Annotated in this window: 24 protein-coding genes; 11 read left to right on the top strand and 13 right to left on the bottom strand. The window is 63.4% G+C overall.

Annotated elements, in window-relative coordinates:
* The first annotated feature begins 10 nt into the window (after positions 1-10).
* From petA to AAG821_RS09695, 6 genes are all read left to right on the top strand, one after another.
* Complete coding sequence (gene petA / locus AAG821_RS09670; protein ID WP_341915115.1) at positions 11-544, top strand: ubiquinol-cytochrome c reductase iron-sulfur subunit; 534 nt, start codon at positions 11-13, stop codon at positions 542-544.
* A gap of 18 nt (positions 545-562) precedes the next feature.
* Complete coding sequence (locus tag AAG821_RS09675) at positions 563-1813, top strand: cytochrome b N-terminal domain-containing protein (protein WP_341915113.1); 1251 nt, start codon at positions 563-565, stop codon at positions 1811-1813.
* 25 nt (positions 1814-1838) lie between these two features.
* Positions 1839-2600, top strand: a complete 762-nt coding sequence (locus AAG821_RS09680; protein ID WP_341915111.1) for a cytochrome c1 — start codon at positions 1839-1841, stop codon at positions 2598-2600.
* A 118-nt stretch (positions 2601-2718) separates the two neighbouring features.
* On the top strand, positions 2719-3759 hold the full coding sequence (locus tag AAG821_RS09685) for an S-methyl-5'-thioadenosine phosphorylase (RefSeq protein WP_341915109.1): 1041 nt from the start codon (positions 2719-2721) through the stop codon (positions 3757-3759).
* A 20-nt stretch (positions 3760-3779) separates the two neighbouring features.
* Positions 3780-4310, top strand: coding sequence for an adenine phosphoribosyltransferase (locus tag AAG821_RS09690; protein WP_341915107.1), 531 nt, complete (start codon positions 3780-3782; stop codon positions 4308-4310).
* 18 nt (positions 4311-4328) lie between these two features.
* A complete protein-coding gene (locus tag AAG821_RS09695; protein WP_341915105.1) occupies positions 4329-5183 on the top strand; it encodes a VOC family protein in 855 nt (284 codons plus the stop codon).
* Positions 5184-5190: 7 nt separating this feature from the next.
* Here AAG821_RS09695 and AAG821_RS09700 read toward each other — a convergent pair whose 3' ends face one another.
* The 12 genes from AAG821_RS09700 to lysS all read right to left on the bottom strand — a co-directional run bounded on the left by AAG821_RS09700 (position 5191) and on the right by lysS (position 15571).
* Positions 5191-5856 carry a dienelactone hydrolase family protein gene (locus AAG821_RS09700; protein ID WP_341915103.1) on the bottom strand — a complete coding sequence of 222 codons (666 nt, stop codon included), beginning with the start codon at positions 5854-5856 and terminating at the stop codon, positions 5191-5193.
* Between the two features lie 23 nt (positions 5857-5879).
* A complete protein-coding gene (locus AAG821_RS09705) occupies positions 5880-6332 on the bottom strand; it encodes a MaoC family dehydratase (protein WP_341915102.1) in 453 nt (150 codons plus the stop codon).
* Positions 6333-6343: 11 nt separating this feature from the next.
* A complete protein-coding gene (locus tag AAG821_RS09710; RefSeq protein ID WP_341915100.1) occupies positions 6344-6787 on the bottom strand; it encodes a MaoC family dehydratase in 444 nt (147 codons plus the stop codon).
* An 8-nt stretch (positions 6788-6795) separates the two neighbouring features.
* Positions 6796-7896, bottom strand: coding sequence for a redox-regulated ATPase YchF (gene ychF, locus AAG821_RS09715; RefSeq protein ID WP_341915098.1), 1101 nt, complete (start codon positions 7894-7896; stop codon positions 6796-6798).
* A gap of 1 nt (position 7897) precedes the next feature.
* Positions 7898-8491: an aminoacyl-tRNA hydrolase gene (gene pth / locus AAG821_RS09720; protein WP_341915097.1), complete on the bottom strand. Its 594-nt coding sequence runs from the start codon at positions 8489-8491 to the stop codon at positions 7898-7900.
* A gap of 82 nt (positions 8492-8573) precedes the next feature.
* Entirely contained in the window at positions 8574-9275 is a 702-nt protein-coding gene (locus AAG821_RS09725) for a 50S ribosomal protein L25/general stress protein Ctc (protein ID WP_341894202.1), read from the bottom strand.
* Between the two features lie 93 nt (positions 9276-9368).
* On the bottom strand, positions 9369-10301 hold the full coding sequence (locus tag AAG821_RS09730; RefSeq protein ID WP_341894201.1) for a ribose-phosphate pyrophosphokinase: 933 nt from the start codon (positions 10299-10301) through the stop codon (positions 9369-9371).
* Between the two features lie 97 nt (positions 10302-10398).
* On the bottom strand, positions 10399-11283 hold the full coding sequence (locus AAG821_RS09735) for a hypothetical protein (RefSeq protein WP_341915407.1): 885 nt from the start codon (positions 11281-11283) through the stop codon (positions 10399-10401).
* A 58-nt stretch (positions 11284-11341) separates the two neighbouring features.
* Positions 11342-12136: a peptidoglycan editing factor PgeF gene (gene pgeF, locus AAG821_RS09740; RefSeq protein ID WP_341915405.1), complete on the bottom strand. Its 795-nt coding sequence runs from the start codon at positions 12134-12136 to the stop codon at positions 11342-11344.
* Positions 12133-13248 carry an SAM-dependent methyltransferase gene (locus tag AAG821_RS09745; protein ID WP_341915404.1) on the bottom strand — a complete coding sequence of 372 codons (1116 nt, stop codon included), beginning with the start codon at positions 13246-13248 and terminating at the stop codon, positions 12133-12135. The genes pgeF and AAG821_RS09745 overlap by 4 nt, the downstream gene beginning before the upstream one ends.
* A complete protein-coding gene (gene lgt / locus AAG821_RS09750) occupies positions 13221-14036 on the bottom strand; it encodes a prolipoprotein diacylglyceryl transferase (RefSeq protein WP_341915403.1) in 816 nt (271 codons plus the stop codon). The genes AAG821_RS09745 and lgt overlap by 28 nt, the downstream gene beginning before the upstream one ends.
* A complete protein-coding gene (gene lysS, locus AAG821_RS09755; protein ID WP_341915402.1) occupies positions 14036-15571 on the bottom strand; it encodes a lysine--tRNA ligase in 1536 nt (511 codons plus the stop codon). Before lysS ends, lgt begins: the two co-directional genes overlap by 1 nt.
* A 216-nt stretch (positions 15572-15787) precedes the next feature.
* Between lysS and AAG821_RS09760 the strand changes: the two genes are divergently transcribed.
* Entirely contained in the window at positions 15788-16027 is a 240-nt protein-coding gene (locus tag AAG821_RS09760) for an accessory factor UbiK family protein (protein ID WP_341915401.1), read from the top strand.
* A gap of 278 nt (positions 16028-16305) precedes the next feature.
* Positions 16306-16809 carry a YbjN domain-containing protein gene (locus tag AAG821_RS09765; protein ID WP_341894194.1) on the top strand — a complete coding sequence of 168 codons (504 nt, stop codon included), beginning with the start codon at positions 16306-16308 and terminating at the stop codon, positions 16807-16809.
* 30 nt (positions 16810-16839) lie between these two features.
* Here AAG821_RS09765 and AAG821_RS09770 read toward each other — a convergent pair whose 3' ends face one another.
* The gene (locus tag AAG821_RS09770) at positions 16840-18420 is read right to left on the bottom strand and encodes a glycosyltransferase family 39 protein (RefSeq protein ID WP_341916259.1); all 1581 of its coding nucleotides are present in this window, start codon (positions 18418-18420) and stop codon (positions 16840-16842) included.
* A 142-nt stretch (positions 18421-18562) separates the two neighbouring features.
* Here AAG821_RS09770 and proC point away from each other — a divergent pair, with 142 nt between their 5' ends.
* The 3 genes from proC to phaP all read left to right on the top strand — a co-directional run bounded on the left by proC (position 18563) and on the right by phaP (position 20652).
* A complete protein-coding gene (gene proC, locus AAG821_RS09775; protein ID WP_341915399.1) occupies positions 18563-19363 on the top strand; it encodes a pyrroline-5-carboxylate reductase in 801 nt (266 codons plus the stop codon).
* 63 nt (positions 19364-19426) lie between these two features.
* On the top strand, positions 19427-20092 hold the full coding sequence (locus tag AAG821_RS09780; protein WP_341915397.1) for a TetR/AcrR family transcriptional regulator: 666 nt from the start codon (positions 19427-19429) through the stop codon (positions 20090-20092).
* A 122-nt stretch (positions 20093-20214) separates the two neighbouring features.
* Positions 20215-20652: a TIGR01841 family phasin gene (gene phaP / locus AAG821_RS09785; RefSeq protein ID WP_341915396.1), complete on the top strand. Its 438-nt coding sequence runs from the start codon at positions 20215-20217 to the stop codon at positions 20650-20652.
* Positions 20653-20694: the final 42 nt, after the last annotated feature.

A 20694-nucleotide genomic window follows, 5' to 3' on the forward strand; every position in this document is an offset into this window, starting at 1 on the left:
CGAGGGATCTATGGCAGGGACAGCGACCCAACCGGCCGGTACGACCGAGCCGACCCGGCGCGACTTTATCGTCGTCGCCGCCGGTGCCTTCGCCGCGGTGGGAGCGGCGGCGGCGGTATGGCCGTTCATTCATCAGATGAACCCGTCGGCCGATGTGCTGGCGCTGTCGAGCACCGAAGTCGATCTGAGCCAGATCGCCGCGGGCCAGAGCGTCACCATCCTATGGCGCGGCAAGCCGGTCTTCGTGCGCCATCGTACGGCCGCCGAGATCGAGCAGGCGCAGAAGGACGACGCCGCGACGCTGCCGGATCCGGCCAAGGATGCCGATCGCGTGAAGAAGCCGGAATGGCTGGTGATGATGGGCGTGTGCACCCATCTTGGCTGCGTGCCGCTCGGCCAGAAGGGTGAGTTCGGCGGCTGGTTCTGCCCCTGCCACGGCTCGCACTACGACACCTCGGGCCGCATCCGCAAAGGCCCTGCGCCGGCGAATCTTCCGGTTCCGGAATACGCCTTCCTCAACGATACCCGCATCCGTATCGGCTAAGGCTAAGGACCAGCACCCATGGCTGACAACAATTCCGGTTTCATGAGCAACCCGCTCGTCAAGTGGATCGAATACCGCCTGCCGGTCTTCTCCACGCTCGACCATATGGTCGGTTCCCAGTATCCGACGCCGAAGAACCTGAACTACTGGTGGAACTTCGGCTCGCTGGCCGGCCTCTGCCTGGTGATCCAGATCATCACCGGCATCGTGCTGGTGATGCATTACACCCCGCATACCTCGATGGCCTTCGATGCGGTCGAGCACATTATGCGCGACGTGAATTACGGCTGGCTGCTGCGCTACATGCATGCCAACGGCGCCTCGATGTTCTTCATCGTGGTCTACATCCATATCTTCCGCGGCCTGTATTTCGGTTCCTACAAGGCGCCGCGCGAAATCCTGTGGTTCCTCGGCCTCATCATCTTCCTGCTGATGATGGCCACCGCGTTCATGGGCTACGTGCTTCCCTGGGGCCAGATGAGCTTCTGGGGTGCCACCGTGATCACCAACCTGTTCTCGGCCATTCCGGTGGTCGGCGAGCCGATCGTGACCTGGCTGTGGGGCGGCTTCGCCGTCGACAACCCGACGCTCAACCGCTTCTTCTCGCTGCACTACCTGCTGCCGTTCGTGATCGTCGGCATCGTCATCCTGCATATTCTCGCCCTGCACCAGCATGGCTCGAATAACCCGCTGGGTATCGATACCAAGGGCCCGCAGGACCGCATCCCGTTCCATCCCTACTACACCATCAAGGATGCAGTCGGCGTCGGCGCCTTCCTCATCTTCTTCAGCTTCTTCCTGTTCTACGCCCCGAACTTCCTGGGCCATCCGGATAACTACATTCCGGCCAACCCGCTGGTGACGCCGGAGCATATCGTGCCGGAATGGTATTTCCTGCCGTTCTACGCGATCCTGCGCTCGGTGCCCGACAAGCTGGGCGGCGTGCTGCTGATGTTCGGCGCCATCCTGATCCTGTTCCTGCTGCCCTGGCTGGATACCAGCAAGGTGCGGTCGGCCAAGTTCCGCCCGATCTACAAGCAGCTGTTCTGGGTCTTCCTGCTCGCCTGCGTCGGCCTGACCTATGCCGGCGGCCTGCCGCCGGAGGGCCTGGCCCTGGTGATCGGCCGGGTCTGCACGGTGTATTACTTCGCGCATTTCCTGATCCTGATGCCGCTGGTCGGCTGGTTCGAGAAGCCGCTGAAGCTGCCTGCCTCAATCAGTGAGGCTGTGCTCAAGACCGAGCCCGGCGCTGCCGGCAGCAAGGCGTAAGGGGGATCGGACCATGAAGACGACAATGATGCGTACGATCCTTGCCGCGGTGGTGATTGGCTTTGCCGCCCCGGCCCTGGCTGCGGGCGATACCGCAACGCCGCCGGCGCAGAAGTGGAGCTTCAACGGCCCCTTCGGCACCTTTGACCGTGCCGAGCTGCAGCGCGGCTATCAGGTCTACAAGGAAGTCTGCGCGGCCTGCCACGCCATGAAGTATGTGGCGTTCCGCAACCTCGCCGATCCGGGCGGCCCGGGCTTCACTGCGGCCGAAGTGAAGGCGCTGGCGGCCACCTTCGAGGTGACCGACGGCCCGAACGATGCGGGCGATATGTTCAAGCGCGCGGCCCTGCCGTCCGACAAGTTCCCGTCGCCCTTCGCCAACGAGAAGGCGGCGCGGGCCTCGAACGGCGGCGCGTATCCGCTCGACCTGTCGCTGATCGCCAAGGCGCGCGTGAACGGCCCGGATTACCTCAAGGCCCTGCTGACCGGCTATACCGCTGCCCCGGCCGGCTTCGCCCTGGGCGAAGGCCTGCATTACAACGCCTATTTCCCGGGCAACCAGATCGCCATGCCGCAGCCGTTGAATGCGGACCAGGTGACCTATGCCGACGGCACCAAGGCAACGGTCGAACAGATGGCGCATGACGTTTCGGCCTTCCTGATGTGGACCGCCGAACCGAAGCTGGAAGAGCGCAAGCGCATGGGCTTCAAGGTGATGATCTTCCTGGTCGTGCTGACCGGCCTGTTCTTCATGGCCAAGAAGCGCATCTGGGCCAAGCTGCACTAGGCTTGAGCTGATCGAGACACGGAAAAGGCCGCCGTCCGGGCGGCCTTTTTTGTTGCACTGCTACAGGGGGTTTGCTTAAGTCGCGCGGCATTCGGCCCGAGTCCGGGGGACATCATTCATGGCAAAAGCGAAGAAAAAAGCGGCGAAGAAGGCTGTGAAGACGCCTGTAAAGAAGGCCGTCAAAAAGACCGTGAAGAAGATCGCTACCAAGCGCCAGCCGGCTAAGACGACTCGCCCGGCCACGGCCAGGGCAGGCATCCCCAAGCCGCATGTCGCCAAGCCAGGCGATCCGGTGCGCATCGGCGTGCTGGGCGGCAGCGGCATCTACGGCATGGCCGGGCTGAAGAACACCAAATGGCGCAAGGTTTCGACCCCCTGGGGCGATCCCTCCGACGAACTGCTGTTCGGTACGCTGGATGGTGCCGAACTGGTCTTCCTGCCGCGCCATGGTCGCGGCCATGTCCATTCGCCGTCGGAAGTGAACTATCGCGCCAATATCGATGCCCTGAAACGCGTCGGCTGCCATGACGTGATCTCCGTCTCGGCCTGCGGCTCGTTCAAGGAGCATCTGGCGCCGGGCACTTTCGTGATCGTTGACCAGTTTATCGACCGCACCTTCATGCGACAGAAGAGTTTCTTCGGTACCGGGCTTGTTGCGCATGTTTCCGCCGGTCATCCGGTCTGCCATCGCCTGGGCGATGCGCTGGAAGCGGCAGCGAAGGATGCCGGCATCACTGTGCAGCGCGGCGGTACGTATCTCTGCATGGAAGGTCCGCAATTCTCCACCCAGGCGGAAAGCTTCCTCTACAAGAGCTGGGGGTGCGACGTGATCGGCATGACCAATGCGCCTGAGGCCAAGCTCGCCCGCGAGGCTGAGCTTTGCTACGCTTCGGTTGCCATGGTCACCGACTACGACTGCTGGCACCCCGACCATGATCATGTCGATGTTGCCGCGGTGATCCGCGTGCTGCTCGACAATGCTGAAAAAGGCCAGAGCCTGGTCGCCAAGGCGGTGCCGCATCTGCGTCATCGTCCCGAGCTTTGCCCGCAGGGCTGTGATCGCGTGCTGGACACGGCACTGATCACCGCGCCGGAAAAGCGCGATCCGAAGATGAAGAAGAAACTCGATGCGGTCGCCGGCCGCATGTTTAGAGCCTAAAGATAAAGGACAGACCTGCCATGCAGGGTATCAAGGAAAAGATCCGCGCCATCCCCGACTATCCGAAGCCGGGAATCATGTTCCGCGACATCACCACGCTGCTGCAGGACGCACGCGGCTTCCGCAAGACGGTCGACGAAATGGTGCAGCCGCTGGCTGGCACCCGCATCGACAAGGTGGTGGGCATCGAGGCACGCGGCTTCATCCTGGGCGGCGCCATCGCGCATCAGCTCTCCATCGGCTTCGTACCGGTGCGCAAGCGCGGCAAGCTGCCGTGGAAGACCATGTCGCAGGAATACCAGCTGGAATACGGCACGGACTCGATGGAAATCCACATCGACGCCATCCAGCCGAATGAGAATATCCTGATCGTTGATGACCTGATCGCCACCGGCGGCACTGCCGAAGCGGCAATCAAGCTGATCCGCGCCCATAAAGGCAATGTGGTCGGCTGTTCCTTCATCGTCGACCTGCCGGAACTGGGCGGGCGCAAGCGGCTTGAGGCGCTGGGCGTGCAGGTGTTGTCGCTTTGCGAGTTTGACGGGCACTGAGCCCGTCGGAGCAGAGCAGTGGCACATCGGATTACCGGGCTCGACCATACGGTTCTGGCAACGACGGATCTTGAAGCGGCGCGCGAAACCTACCGCAGGCTCGGCTTCACGATCACACCGCGCGGCCGCCATATCGGCTGGGCCACCGGCAACTATTGCATCATGTTCCCGCGCACCTATCACGAACTGCTCGGGATCGCCGAGCCGGGCGGCTATACCGCCGGACTGGAAGACACGCTCAGGCTCAAGGGTGAGGGCGTGCACAAGGTGGTGCTGGGGATCGACGATGCCGCCACGGCGGTTGCCGAGCTTAAGGCTTCGGGACTGAACCCGTCCGCACCGCAGGATCTGAAGCGCGAACTGGAACTGCCCGAGGGCACCGTGCTGCCGGCTTTCAGCCTGGTGCATCTGCCACCCGAGGCGACACCGCAGCTGTCCATGTTCCTCTGCCAGCATCTGACGCCGGAACTGCTGCGTAAGCCGGAATGGTTGGTGCATCCCAATGGGGCCGAGCAGATCAGCACGGTGATCGTGGTGACCGATAATCCGGTGGCATTGGAGCTGGCTTACGAAAAACTGGTCGGCGCCGGCAATACCGTTCGCACCGATCGCATGCTGGCGGTGCGCAGCGGTGGCGAGACGATCCTGTTCGTCACCCCTGACGATCTCGACACCCTGTTCCCCGATCTCGCCCATCCGTCGCGGCCGGCGCCCTACGTGGCCGGCCTGCGCTTCCGCGTTCACAACACGGAAGCGGCCGCGGCGTATTTCAGGGCGGCCGGCGTCGAGCATGCGCGCAGCCTGGACGGCACCGTGCTGGTACCAGCCTCGGCGGCCCATGGCTGCTTCCTGGAATTTTCCAGCCGCGCCTAAAAAACGATCAGAGCAGGGCCTCGAAGAAGGCTAGCGTTCTGCGTCGCGCTGTCACGGCGGCGGTAGCGTTATAGGTCGCGCGCTGGTCGCAGTTGAAGCCATGATCAGCATCGTAGATATGCGTGGTGATGAAGGGGTGCTTGGCCTTCAGCTCATCGGCCAGGCTGGTCGGGATCATCTTGTCCAGGGCGCCGAAATGCAGCAAGCAGGGTGCCTTCGGCGTCTCGTCCTTCAATTCGCTCCACGGGCCGCCGTAATAACCCACTGAGGCGGCCAGGCCGGGCAGGCTGGTCGCCATCTTCCAGGTGACGCCGCCGCCATAGCAGTAACCCACGGTGCCGACGCGGCCGGCGCGGGCGGCAGCGGCAAAGGCCACGGTCACGTCCTGCATCACGGTATCCCAGACCATCTTGCCGCGAATCTCGCGACCGGCAGCCACGTCATCGGCGCTGTAGCCAAGATCGACATTGGCCTGCACGCGATCAAACAGGGCGGGCGCCACGACATAGTAGCCATCGGCGGCATAGCCATCGGCAACCGCCTTGATATGGCCGTTGACGCCAAAGATCTCCTGGATCACCACGACGCCGCCCTTGGGCGTGCCCTTCGGTTCGGCGATATAGGCGGCAAGGCGATGGCCGTCGGCGGCGGTCAGGCTGGTCATGGCACCCATGATGGACTCCTCGGGTCTTGGCTTCAGGTCTGGGCAGGATTGCGGAAACGCATGATGCCGATGCTGGTGAAGCGCATCACCAGCTCGTCATTCTGGTTGATGGCTTCCACCATGAAGCGGGCCGAGCCGATGCCGGGCCGGCTGCGCGATGGTGTCTTGTCGATGCAGGTCATGCGGCCGCGAATGGTGTCGCCGGGCCGCACCGGCTTCAGCCAGGCAAGATCGTCGAAGCCGGGCGAGCCCAGGCTGGCCTCCAGATCGATGGCGGAATCGACCAGCAGGCGCATCACGACTGCAGCCGTGTGCCAGCCAGAGGCGATCAGACCGCCGAATGCAGTCTTGCGGGCGGCTTCCGGGTCGATATGGAAGGGCTGTGGATCGAACTGTCGGGCAAAGGCGATGATCGCTTCTTCGGTGAATGTGCGGCTGCCGAAGTCGCGCACCGCACCGATCTCGATATCCTCGTAATACTGCATGATGGCTCCGGTCACGCCGGCCGGCGGGCATACATGCCCTTGGCCTGCATGGTCAGCACGGTTTCGCCCTTCTGATTGCGCATCTCGTAGCGCGAGGTGATGACGCCGCGATCCGGTTTGGATTGCGAGACCCGTGCCTCCACCACTTCACCACGCAGATGCAGCGTGTCGCCGGGGAAAACCGGCTTGACCCAGCGCAGCTGGTCGACGCCGGGCGACCCCATGCTGGCAGACTGGCCGATCATGTTGTCGACCAGGATGCGCATCATCAGGCCTGCCGTATGCCAGCCGGACGCACAAAGGCCGCCAAACAGCGACTGCTTGGCGGCCTCCTTGTCGAGATGGAAGGGCTGCGGATCGTAGTCCCGCGCGAAGGCGATGATCTCTTCTTCGCTCACCGTGCGGGGCGGATAGTCCACGACCTGTCCGACGATGAAGTCTTCCAGATATTTCATAGCCGCTCTTAGGTATTGAACCGGAAATGCATCACATCGCCATCCTGCACGATGTAGTCCTTGCCTTCCAGACGCAATTTTCCGGCGTCGCGCGCGCCGGCCTCACCCTTGCCGGCGACATAGTCGGCATAGGCGATGGTTTCGGCGCGAATGAAGCCCTTCTCGAAATCGGTATGGATGACGCCGGCCGATTCAGGGGCCTTGGCGCCCTTGCGCACGGTCCAGGCGCGGGCTTCCTTGGGTCCAACGGTGAAGAAGGTGAGCAGGCCCAGCAGCCCGTAGCCGGCGCGGATGACCCGGGTCAGGCCGGTTTCCTTGAGGCCGAGATCGGCGAGGAAGGCGGCTTTCTCCTCGTCGCTGTCGAGCTGGGCCACTTCGGACTCAATGGCGGCGGAAATTACCACCATGGCGGCGCCCTCGGCGGCGGCTTTGGCCTTCACCCGTTCGGAGAAGGCATTGCCTTCGGCGGCAGAAGCCTCTTCGACATTGCAGACATATAGCACCGGCTTGGCGGTGATCAGCATCAGCTCGGTATAGAGCTTTTTCTCGTCCTCGGTCGGCACCACGGTACGGGCCGGCTTGCCTTCGCGCAGCGCCACCAGCACCTTTTCCATTACGGCCAACCGGGCTTTTTCTTCCTCATTGCCCTGTTTGGCGCGCTTTGCCGTCTGTTCGGCGCGGCGCTCCAGGCTTTCGAGGTCAGACAGCATCAGCTCGGTTTCGACCGTCTCGGCATCGGCAATCGGATCGACCTTGCCTTCCACATGGGTGATATCGCCATCCTCAAAGCAGCGCAGCACATGGCAGATCGCATCCACCTCGCGGATATGGGCGAGGAACTGGTTGCCCAGGCCTTCACCCTTCGAGGCGCCGCGCACCAGGCCGGCGATATCGACGAAGGTGAGCTGGGTCGGAATGATCTTCTGTGAGCCGGCGATCTTGGCCAGCACGTCGAGCCGTTCATCCGGCACGCCGACCAGGCCTGTATTCGGCTCGATGGTGCAGAAGGGATAGTTGGCTGCCTGCGCGGCGGCGGTCTGCGTCAGCGCATTGAACAGCGTCGACTTGCCGACATTGGGCAGGCCGACAATGCCGCATTTGAAACCCATGTTACGCGTCCTTCGGTTTGGTCGGTTTCGGCGGCTGGAGCACCAGCGCCACTTTGGTCATGAAGCCGGCGTCGTCATCGCGGGCCAGAAAGCCTGCCTCGGCCGCCATGGCCGCCAGCAGGGGATCGAGCCAGTCATGTTCGTCGCTGGCGAAATTCTGCAGCACATAGCCAAGCACACGGTCCTTGCCGGGATGCCCGATGCCGATGCGCAGGCGCCGATAGTTCGGCCCGATGGCGGCATCGACCGAACGCAGCCCGTTATGGCCGGCATTGCCGCCACCGGTCTTGATGCGGATCTTGCCGGCGGCCAGATCCAGTTCGTCATGCACCACCACCACCTGGGCCGGCGGCAGCTTGTAGAAATGCGCCGCTTCGCCAACCGACTTGCCTGACAGGTTCATATAGGTCAGCGGCTTGAGCAGCAGGGTCTTGATGCCATCCAGGACACCCTCGGCGATTTCGCCGTGGAAGCGCTTCTTGAACGGCTGGAAATTGTGGCGGTCGGCGATGGCATCGATGGCCATGAAGCCGACATTATGCCGCTGCCGCTTATGCTCGCTGCCCGGGTTGCCCAGTCCGACGAGAAGCAGCATGGCGTTTCAGCGTCCGGCAGTGAGAAGAGGAGGGGCGGCAGTGACAGGCGGCGCACCAGCGATGCGCCGCCTGCAGCAGGGTTTACTTCTTGGCAGCCGGCTTGGCCGCAGCGGCCGGAGCCGCCTTGGCACCCGCCGCCGGAGCGGCAGCCTTGGCGCCAGCCGCAGCGGCCGGAGCGGCGGCAGCAGCTTCGGCCTTCGGTGCGGCTTCTTCTTCCTTGGTCGGGGCTGCGATGGTCGCAACGGTGAAGTCACGATCCTGGATCACGGCCTTGATGCCTTCCGGCAGCGTGAAGGCAGAGATATGGATCGAATGACCGATATCCATGCCAGCCAGGCTGATCGTCAGGCTCTCGGGGATGTTGTCGGGCTGGACGAAGAATTCGACTTCGTGGCGCACGATATTCAGCACGCCGCCCTTCTTGATGCCGGGCGACTGGTCCTGGTCCTTGAAGTGCATCGGAATGAAGATGCGGACCTTCGAGTCCTTGCCGATACGCTGGAAGTCGACGTGGATCGGCCGGTCGGTGACCGGGTCGAGCTGCACGTCGCGCGCCAGAACGCGCTCGGTCTTGCTGCCGACAGCAACAGTAAACAGACGCGAGAAGAAGTTACCCTTGTGCATCTCCTTCAGCAGTTCGCGACTCTCAACCGAAATCAGTTCCGGGGTCTGCTTTTCGCCATAGATGACCCCCGGCACACGACCCTTCAGTCGCGTTGCACGGGCGGTCCCCTTGCCGGCCCTCGACCTCGCCTCAGCGGCGATGGTGGTTACTTCACGCATGATGCGCTCCTTGCTTGGATACGGCCCCAACACCATGTCGGGTCCGTTTCCGACGCCGGCCTCCAGGGGTGCCGCGCGCCGAAACTTTGAAACTTAATCGAACAGGCTGGAGACCGAAGCCTCCTCGCTGATGCGGCGCATGGCTTCGCCAACCAGCGGGGCAATCGACACCTGGCGGATATTGCGCGCCAGGCGGACCGCTTCGGTTGCCAGAATCGAGTCGGTGATCACCAGGCCTTCCAGCTGGCTGGCGGTTACGCGGGCGACCGCGCCGCCCGACAGCACGCCATGGGTCACATAGGCATAAACGGATTTGGCGCCATGCTTCTTCAGCGCCTCGGCGGCGTTGCACAGCGTGCCGGCGGAATCGACGATGTCGTCGACGAGGATGCAGCGGCGGCCTTCAACGTCACCGATGATATTCATCACCTCCGACACGCCAGCCTTTTCGCGTCGCTTGTCGACGATGGCGAGATCGGCATCCAGACGCTTGGCAATGTTGCGCGCGCGCACCACGCCGCCGACGTCGGGCGAGACCACCATGAGGTCATCACCCTGCAGCTGCTGCTTGATGTCGGCGGTCAGCACCGGGCCGCCCATCAGGTTGTCGGTCGGGATATCGAAGAAGCCCTGGATCTGGCCGGCATGCAGGTCCAGCGTCAGCACGCGGTTGGCACCGGCGGCCGTGATCAGGTTGGCGACCAGCTTGGCCGAGATCGGCGTGCGCGGACCCGGTTTGCGATCCTGGCGGGCATAGCCGAAATAGGGCAGCACGGCGGTGATGCGGCGGGCCGACGAGCGCTTGAGCGCATCGATGCAGACCAGCAGTTCCATCAGGTGATCGTTTGCCGGGTAGGAAGTCGACTGGATCACGAACACATCTTCGCCACGGACGTTCTCATGGATTTCCACGAAAACTTCCATATCGGAGAAGCGACGCACGCTGGCTTTGGCGAGCGGCACCGACAGATAAGCCGCAATGGCTTCCGCCAGCGGACGATTGGAATTACCCGCCAAAACCTTCATGGACTGAGCTCTGTGGATGCGCCGGACAGGGGGAGAAAAACCGCGCGGACTATAGCCGCCGGGGTGCCCCCTGTAAACCGCGAAAAATCTAATAAATTCAGGATTTTGCGGGTCGAACCGCGGGTCTGGCACGCGACCGGCTCTCAAGGATCTCGCTGAGTCCCTGCCAGCCGCCCTGGGCGATGATATGGGCGGTGGTGCCCCAGGCCCGGGCGAGTTGGCCACGGGGGATGCGATTGGCCTGCTTGACGTCGCCCAGACGGCTGCCATCGGCGGCCAGCAGCACCCATTCGATGGTCACCCGTTCGGAATCGGGGCTGTCCTGCCAGACCTTGACCACACAGCCGATCACGAAATCGGCGCCGGCCGTGTCGGGCAGCGGGTTTTTGCCCCCCAGGATGAGGATTTCGCGCATCGCCTGGCGCAGGGACCGGTTGCCATCCCCGGGCGCACCTTCGCATTCCCTGACCGCCAGCTTGGCCGGCGTGGTGTCGATCTGGACGGTTTCGATGGCGGATTCATTCAGCCGGGCGGCGATCGCCTCGGCCATGGCAATAGCGGCCTGCTTCAGGGCGGCGGCATCTCCGGCCGCCAGCAAGGCGGGCGCTACCGCTACCGTGCTGCTGTCACCGGCCTGCACCGTGCCGTCGGGCAGGCGCTGGTCCCAGCGCCAGGCGGTGCTGCTGCCGCGTGGTTCCAGGCGGACGCTGAGCAGCGTGGTCAGTCGGTTGCGGCCACTGGCACTTGCCGGCACGTCCTTGGCGTTCAGGGCCTTGGCCAGCGCCTCGGCCAGCGCCGCATCGGCGCCATCGGGCAGACCGCCCACCGGCGGGATGAAAAGGCTGGCTTCGCCGATCGGACGGATCAGGGTGTCGCTGGCCTTGATGCGGCTGTCGGCCTGGAAGGGCTGCGGCAACGGCTGACAGGCCGCGATGATGGCGGCAGCCAGGATCAGGAGAGGGAAACGCTTAACCGAAAACACAGCTCACCATCAGACAGAGAATCGCAAAGACGAGTAACAGGAACAGGTGCGGCATGGCCTACAGCGGCAGGGCGATGGCCGAAACCTGCCGGCCGTAATCGGTTTCCTTCGCCAGGGTCATGCGACGATAGCTGAAGAAACGGTCCGGATCGCTGCAGGTATCCAGTGCAAGATTCTCGGCTGCAATACCGCTGCGCTGCAGCCGCTGCAACAGATAGCCCGGCAGATCGAACTGCCAATGGCCATCGCGCCGGCCGATGGCGAAAAAGGCTGCATTGCCAGCATCGGCAGCGAGGAATTCATCCCGGAACGGGGCGCTGACCTCATAGGAAACCTGGCCGATGCAGGGCCCGATGGCGGCCCGGATCTGTGCCGGTCGGGCCCCGAGGGCTTCCATGGCCGTGATGGTGGCGTCGGTCACCCCCGCCAGCGCACCGCGCCAGCCGGCATGGCAGGCACCGATCACGCCGGCTGCCGCATCGGCAAACAGCACCGGCGCGCAGTCGGCCGACAGAATGCCCAGCGCAATGCCGCGCCGGCGCGTCACCAGGCCATCGGCCTTCGGGCGCTGCGTGATGTCGTAGTCCTCTGCCACGGTGACGACCTCGCGGCCATGCACCTGATAGAGCGATACCAGGCCATGGGGTGCACCCAGCACCGCTGCCACCCGGCGGCGATTCTCCTGTACGGCGGCCGGGTCGTCGGACGATCCGGGTCCGCAGTTCAGCTGCGCATAGAGGCCGTTCGACACGCCGCCGCGCCGGGTGAAAAAGCCATGCGGCAGGCCGGCAAGGCCGGCCGCGGTGACGGGCGCGATCGGTCCAGTTTCAGGACGTGCGACATGAACGGTCATGCAAAGCCTGCGGGTTTCGGCGACTCCGGCGGGGTCAGGGCCAGAGCCTTGAACAGGGTGCCCATCGCCTCCGGGGCGGTCAACCGCCGCAAGGCCTGGTCGAGATCGCCGGCCTGGGTGGCGTTGCTCTGCTTCAGCTTCGCTGCCCGCGCGGCGATGCCCAGCCGCTCGAGAAACACGCCCTGGCCGACCGGGCCATGCACAGCGGCGCCGGCGCGTTTTGCCGCCAGTGCAAACGAGCCGAAATCGACATGGGCAGTCAGGTCGGCAAGTCCGGGATTCTGCAGCGGATCGGCATAGGTGTGGCGCCATACAGCCTGGAGTGTTTCGCCCACGCCGGCACTGGCATAGCCATAATCGATGAACAGCGCCGCCCCGCCCTGCTGTTTGAGGCGTGCGGCGATCTCGACGGCAACCGCGCGCACCGGCGGACTGGATTCCACGATGGAGCCCGGCGGTGAATCGCGCAGGATCTGCGGCAGCAGGTCGTCGAAGGGCAGGGCGCGTGGATCGAGCAGGAAGCGCAACTCGTTGGTCGCTTCGTCCAGGCCGACGCAGCGTTCATGCCAGGCCCCGTCATCGCCGCGCTGGAACTGGCGTACCGGCAGGGCATCGAGGAATTCATTGGCAAGCAGCAGCAGCGGCGCATCCTTCGGGATCGCAGCAATCTGCTCATGCCAGATGGCGCCCTCGTGAGCCAGTGCCGCTTCCTGCAGTCCACGCAATCGCGTAGAAGCCTCGATCATCACCGGCGTGAGTGCGGCGCGGAACTGCGGCAGGGCGCGGGTGGCGCGCAGCGCATCGCGCATCAGCGTACCGCGACCAGGCCCCAGTTCAACCAGATAGCATTTGTCTGGGCCGCCCAGGCTTTGCCAGCAGTCGGCCGCCCACAGACCAAGCAGCTCGCCGAACATCTGACTGATTTCCGGTGCGGTGATGAAATCGCCGTGCAGGCCGATGGCTTCCTGGCTGCGGTAGTAGCCGTGCTCTGGATGCAGCAGGCAATCGGCCATATAGGCGGCGACCGTGATCGGGCCCTCCGCCGCGATCCGTCGGCGCAGGATATCGAGCAGCGGCGCGGCGCTTACGCCGCTTTTTGCCGGCGCGACCACCACACCACTCCCAGGCCGAACACCACCATCGGCAGTGACAGCCACTGCCCCATCGTGGTGCCACCGATCAGATAGCCGATCTGCCGATCGGGCTCGCGGAACAGCTCGCCGATGATACGCGCCATGCCGTAGCCGATCAGGAATACACCCGACAGCGTACCAGGCTGGTGGATCGCGCGGGTATTCCAGCGCAGCAGGTTGAGCAGCAGGAACAGCACGATGCCTTCCATGAAGGCCTGGTACAGCTGGCTGGGATGGCGCGGCACGCCATCGCTATGCGGAAACACCATGGCAAACGCAAAGTCCGGCGCGGCGCGGCCCCACAATTCGGCATTGATGAAATTGGCGATGCGGCCGAAGAACAGCCCGATCGGGGTGACGCAGGCGATCACATCGGTGAAGGCGAGAAAGCGGATGCCGCTGAGCCGGCAATAGGCCAGCATGGCGAAGATGACACCCAGCATGCCGCCGTGGAAAGACATGCCGCCCTGCCACACGGCAAGCGCCTCCAGCGGATGCTGCAGGTAGTAGCCGATATTGTAGAACAGCACATAGCCCAGCCGCCCACCCAGCACGACGCCGAGCGTGGCCCACAGCAGGAAGCCGTCGACCTGCATCGGCGTCACCGTGCTGCCAGGGCGACCGGCAATGCGCATGGCCATACGCCAGCCCAGCACGAGGCCGACGATATAGGCCATCGCATACCAGCGGATGGCGAACGGCCCGATCTCGATGATGACCGGGTCGATCACCGGGAATGCGAGCACCGGAAGGGTGGTGAACAGCATCACTCGTCCGCAGCGTCGCCGGCGCCGCCCGGTTCATCGGAACGGGGGCGCAGGGTGGGGAAGGCGATCACTTCGCGGATGGTCGGCGAGTTGGTCAGCAGCATCACGATACGGTCGATGCCGATGCCGAGGCCACCCATGGGCATCATGCCGGCCGACTGGGCCTTGAGGAAATCCTCGTCAATGCGATGGGCCTCGTCGTCACCGCCATCGCGCTGGCTCTGCTGGTCCTCGAAGCGGGCGCGCTGCTCCTGCGGATCGGCCAGCTCGGAAAACGCGTTGGCGATTTCCCAGGTGTTGCAGAAAGTCTCAAAGCGTTCAGCGATGGCGGGATTGGCATGATTGGCCTTGGCCAGCGGCGAGATCGCCTTGGGCAGTGCCACCACATGGGTCGGCTGGATCAGATTCGGTTCGACGAAATGCTCGAAACAGGCTTCCACTACCTTGCCCCAACTGGCGCCCGGCGCGACGGCGACGCCGGCCTGCTTGGCGGCTTGGCGCGCAGCAGCGTCGTCCAGGCCCTCCAGCTTCACCTTGCCATGCTCCTCGATCAGGCCAAGCATGGTGGCGCGGCGGAACGGCGGGGTGAAATCGATTTCCTGCTCGCCGAACTTCACCTTGGTGCTGCCGGTGGCGGTGATCGCCGCCTGTGCGATGGTGCGCTCGGCGATATCCATCATGTCCTCGTAATCGGCATAGGCCTGATAGAGTTCCATGGTGGTGAATTCGGGATTATGGCGCGGCGAGATGCCTTCATTGCGGAAGCAGCGGTTGATCTCGAATACTTTTTCGCTGAGGCCGCCGATCACCAGGCGCTTGAGATGCAGCTCGGGTGCGATGCGCATGTACAGCGGGATATCCAGCGCGTTGTGATGGGTCTGGAACGGCCGGGCGATAGCGCCGCCGGGGATGCTGTGCAGCATCGGCGTCTCGACTTCCAGGAAGCCTTCACCGTTGAGGAACTGGCGCACGGCCTGGATGACACGGAAACGGGCCCGCAGCGTGGTGCGGCTTTCCTCGTTGCCGATCAGGTCATATTCGCGATGGCGATAGCGCTGTTCGACATTCTTCAGGCCGTGCCATTTTTCCGGCGGCGGCTCCAGCGCCTTGGCCAGCACGACGATCTCTGCCGTATCCACCGTGATCTCACCGCGCTTGGTGCGGCGGACCGGACCGCGCACGCCGATGATGTCGCCCAGATCAAGCGCCTTCATGACAGGGGCGAAGCGGCCCTGCACGTCTTCCTTGCCGGTGTAGACCTGCAGCTTCACGGTGTCGTCGACCAGGTCGATGAACATGCCGCTGTTGCGGATCGCCATCACGCGGCCGGCCACGGCCACGGTTTCCGCGGCGCGCTCATCGGGCTGCAGATGGGCAAAGGCCTCATGCACCGCGGCATTCTTGTGCGATTTGGGGAATTTTGGCGCCAGATAGGGATCCAGGCCGAGCTGGCGCAGCTGCTGCAGCTTGGCTTCGCGGTTGGCGCGCTCTCCGGAGGTATCGGGCGCGGTCTGGGCAGGGGTCTGATCGGTCACGGCACTTCGCTTGGCAGGACGGAAATATCGGGGCCGGACCCTAGCACCCGCCCCCCGGCTTTCCAACCGCTCGGGGCTGGTCTGCACTAACCTGTGGACAGGCCGGAGTCGCGGCGCAATAGCTGTGGAAAAGGCGGTTTTGGCCTGTCTGCAGTGCTTGCGGGTGGCGGATAGCACGGCCATATCGGATAAGGGTTTCCAGCTTGGAGTCGCGCCATGCAGACTGATAACCGCCTGCTCGACGATCTCAGCCGTATTGCAACCGGTGCCCTCGGTGCCCTGCAGGGTGTCAAAGGCGAGGTGGAGCAGGCGTTCCGCCAACGCCTGGAACGGGCCCTGGCCGAAATGGAACTGGTCAGCCGCGAGGAATTCGAGGCCGTGAAGGCCATGGCCGAGGCCGCGCGCGAGGAGAATATCCGCCTCGCCGAGCGCCTGGCCGCCCTCGAATCCAAGTAGAACAGCGGATTCGATGTTCCGGTCTAACCCATGCCCGGATCAGGCGAATTTCATGAATTTTTCGTAAATCTGTCCTTGCGTGCCCCATGTCCCCCGCATACTCTAAATCTATGGCGTGTCCTGTGTCGCGACACCTACATATATGGTCAGCCGAGGCGATGGGGGCATTCTCGGCCAAGGCCGATGCTGTCACCTCATGGGGCCAAATTCCCAACCAGATGAGCCATTCCGGATTAGCGAGCCGAGGACCGGCCTACCGCAAGGGGGAGCGTTAACGCATGCGGACTCTGATTGAAAGCGAGACCACTGGCCGTCTCAACCCGCTCGACCTTGTTGAACAGATTGTCGGTGAGCATGAGTGGCCCTTCGACCGCCAGGGCCAGGATGAACTGACCGTCGGCGTTTCCGGCCGCTACTGTGAACATCAGATGTGGTTTTCCTGGCGCGAGGAACTCGGGGCGCTGAGTTACACCTGCGCTTTCGATATGAAGGTGCCGGCCAATCGCCGCCGCGACCTCCACTCGTTGCTCGCCTATGTGAATGAGAAGGCCTTGATCGGCCATTTCGACTACTGGGTCGAGGAGGGCATGGTTGTTTTCCGCCAGGCCCTGCTCCTGCGTGGCGGTCTGGGTGCCACCACCGAGCAGATCGAGGATCTGATGGAAATCGGCCTGTCGGAATGCGAGCGCTTCTATCCGGCCTTCCAGTTCCTGGTCTGGGGCGGGCGGACGCCGGAAGATGCCGTGGCTGCCGCCATGTTTGAATGTATGGGCGAAGCCTGATCTCTTCCCAGTTCGACCGCGGGCCGGCTTTTAAACAGGCCGGCCCGTTTTCATTTTCAGGGCTTGGGTAATCTTCTGCAGGCGCGATTGCCTCCCACAGGAAGCCTCGGCTGACGGAGCGGACTCTTCCGATGGCCAGGCGATTGCCCAGCTCACCGTATAGGCCTGTGACGCCACTGCGAAGTGCGGCTTCGGCAATTGTATTGCCGGTTGCTCCTCGTATCGCATACCAAGCTCGGTGAAGATTTTAGTGAAATACTCGCCGTCAACGCCGGCGTGGAACAGCACAACGGCACCACAGGATTTCAGGTGGTTAAGGCTGATCCATGGTGCTTCGCGCTGGCTACCATTCTGGAAAACCTGTGGGCGGTCGATGGAGTAGTAGCCGGTACTGCCGGCCAACCACATCTCGCCCACGACATAGGTGAGTGGACGGCCGGTCATCTCATGCCAGCGCTGGGTCACGGTTTCAGCCAATGCCGGACCGGGGAAATGTGTGCGCTTGTTGCGACCAGACAGAGTCGGCCACAGAGTCATGGCGATGACAAAGGCCACTGCCGGCAGTGCGAAGACAACGGCCCAGATCGCCATCAGACGCCGGCGATAAATGGTGAACGAGAATTCGCGCAGCAGGGCAACACCGAGCAGCGGTGTGAATATCCACAATCCAGCCCCCCACATGGCGCGCGGCTGGCGGCCCAGAATGATCGCCATCACGATCACGAACAGTGCCGGTGCAATGGCAATGGCAATCAGATAATTGCGCGACAACGGCGGCAGTTTTGCCGATCCGGCGTAGACTGGGGGGCTGCGGTGCAGCGGCAGGATCGCCAGGACAAAGACGATAAGTGCCGGCGCCAGTGCTGCGAGCTGCGCGCCTGCAAAGCGCAACGGCCGTATTAAACGTCCGGCACCTTCGACAACATCGGCACGCTGGTCGATGTAATGCAGGGGGCTCAATTCATTTTGCAATACCCACCAGACATGCGGGGCGGCAATCGCTGTGGCGATCACCGCTCCAGCGGCAAAACTCGGTGTTAGCCAGCGCCAGCGGGTCTCGGCATGCAGCAGGGTGAAGATCGCCATCGGCAACAGGTAGAGGGCGATGGAATACCGGGACAGCACGCCGACACCGACAGCCAGGCCAACGATGATCCAATCACGCTGGCGATTCTCGATCAGAGCCGTGTAGTAGAAGGAGCACGTGATCGCCGAAAAGGCCATCTGCAGGATGATTGGATTGAATTCCGGGGATGGATATCCGAAATAGTAGATCGTCGTCGTGAGGCCAAGCACGGCGAGCGCGTCGCGCTGTCCCAGCAGACGTTTGGCCAGCCGCCAGACGGCCCAATAGGTGATGGCGATGGCGACCTGGCTGAGGATCAGTGGCGGCAGCAGGCTACCCGGCAGCAGGGCGTCGCCGAGTCCGAGGAGCCAGGCAAATAGCGGCGGGCCTTTGAGATAGCCGAGCGCAATATTCTGGCTCCAGACGAAGCCTTCCAGAACGTCAATGGGTGGGTTCGGCAGGGTAAAATACGGAATCAGAATCCATGCCCCCGCCTGCAGGCACACCACGCCCGCAAACAGCCATTCATATTTTTTATCGCTCACGATGCCCCTATAGTCAGCCTGCCGCCTTACCCGTTGCCCCAGGCGGTTATCAGTGTCGGGACTATTGTTGGTGACGCCCTCGACAGCAATATAAATCTGCAACATTGCTGCGGCGGGTTATCATTTATTTCTGTGAGGATGCATGAACGGCATACTTTTGGTTGGTTGCGGCAAGATGGGTGGCGCGCTGCTCGCCGGTTGGTTGCAGCGCGGCGTTGCCGCGCACGATGTTGTGGTGGTTGAGCCCACCCCGGTTGCCGGTCTGCCCGCCGGTGTGCGTCAGGCTGCTGATGCCGCTGCCGTGCCTAAAGATTTTGCACCGGCGCTGGTGCTGCTGGCCGTGAAGCCGCAGTTGATGGATGCCGTGGCGCCGGCCTATGTCGGGTATGCCAAGGCGGGGGCCTGCTTCCTCTCTGTTGCTGCCGGCAAGACGATTGCGACGCTGAACGGTCTGCTGGGCGGAACGGCTGCCGTGGTGCGCAGTATTCCCAATACGCCGGCTGCAGTGGGCGAGGGGATTACCATCGCCTGCGCCAGCCCGTCGGTGACGGCAGAGCAGCGCGCGCTCTGTGAAAGCCTGCTGGTTGCGGTTGGCGAGGTTGGCTGGGTCGAAGATGAAGGCCTGATCGACGCAGTCACCGCTGTATCCGGTTCCGGGCCGGCCTATGTCTTTCTCCTCACCGAGTGCATGGCCGCTGCGGGTACGGCTGCCGGCCTGCCGGCCGATCTGGCGGCACGTCTGGCGCGTGCCACGGTGATTGGCTCAGGCGCACTGATGAAACAGAGCAGCGAGAGCCCGGCCCAACTGCGTAAGAATGTCACCAGCCCGAATGGCACCACCCAGGCCGCACTGGATGTGCTGATGGCCGCGGATGGTGTCGAGCCGCTGATGCAACGGGCGATTGCCGCAGCAACCAGGCGCTCCCGGGAACTCGCGGGCTGAGTCAAACCTTGTTCTCAGCCGTCCGGGCCCCAAATCAGTCCGGTCAGCATAGGGAGACCGATCATGGCGCAGACCGGGAAGAAGGCCACAGGGAAGGCATCGGCAAAGGCTGCATCTGGCACCACGTCAGTTGATCCGGTGGCGGTAATGCTGGACCTGGTGGCCGCTCAGGGCTGGCGCGCGGTCACTCTGGGGCGGATCGCCGAGGCCAGCGGCCTGCCGCTCAGCGTGCTCTACGGACAATATGGCTCCAAAGTCGATTTACTGACCGCCTATGCCCGACGGATCGATGCCGCCATGCTGACAGCCCTGGGCGGGCCGGCCCCGGCGCCTGCCGATGCGATCGGGGTAAAGGACCGGCTGTTCGAGGTGATCATGGCCCGCTTTGACGCGCTCACACCGCACAAACCGGCGATTCGCGTCCTGATGCGGGAATTGCCGGCGGATCCGGTGGCCCTCGCCTGTTTCCTGCATCGCGGGCTGGGCCAGGGGCTCGACTGGGTTCTGGCCGCGGCGGAACTGGATACCGGCGGTCTGCCGGGGGTGGTGCGGCGCAAACTGCTGGGTGGAATATATCTCGACACTCTGCGGGTTTGGCTCAAGGATGACAGCAGCGACCTTGCCGCCACCATGGCTCACCTTGACAAGCGACTGAGCCAGGGCCTGCGCTGGCTCACCGCCCGCGGCCCCATCTCGCAGATGCGAGAGAAAGTCGCGAATACCTCTTAACATATTGAAAAGTATGATTGTGCATTGCACAAAAATCCATTGACGCCGGCTATCATCCCCGCTACTTTGCCGGCGCCTTACCCATCCTAAACACAGCCAAAACCGACGCCCGGGAGCCAAAAATGACCAAAGCCACTGACAATCCGTTCGCCTCTTTCGACCTCAGCAAGATGTTCGCCGACATGAAGCTGCCGGGTATCGACCCCGCATCGCTGGCAGCCACCCAGCAGAAGAACATGGAAGCCCTGACCGCCGCCAATAAGCGCGCTTATGAGGGTTACCAGGCACTGGCCAAGCGCCAGGGCGAGATCTTCAAGGAGAATATGGAACAGCTGGCCGGCCTGCTGAAGAACGCCTCGCCGGCGGCTGCAGCGGACCTCAACCCGGCGAAGTCGGCTGACTTCGTGCGCCAGGCCGCCGAGAAGGCGCTCGCCAATCTGCGCGAACTCTCCGAGATGATGACCAAGACCAATACCGAGGCCTTCGAGCTGATCAACAAGCGCCTCCAGGAAAACATGGAAGAGATCAAGAAGCACATTCCCGCCGGCATGCCGAAGTAACGACAGCCAACGGCGATTTGCCAGACTGGCGACGGGCGGGGT

This window comes from Ferrovibrio terrae (genome assembly GCF_943372915.1).
Classification (GTDB): domain Bacteria; phylum Pseudomonadota; class Alphaproteobacteria; order Ferrovibrionales; family Ferrovibrionaceae; genus Ferrovibrio; species Ferrovibrio terrae_A.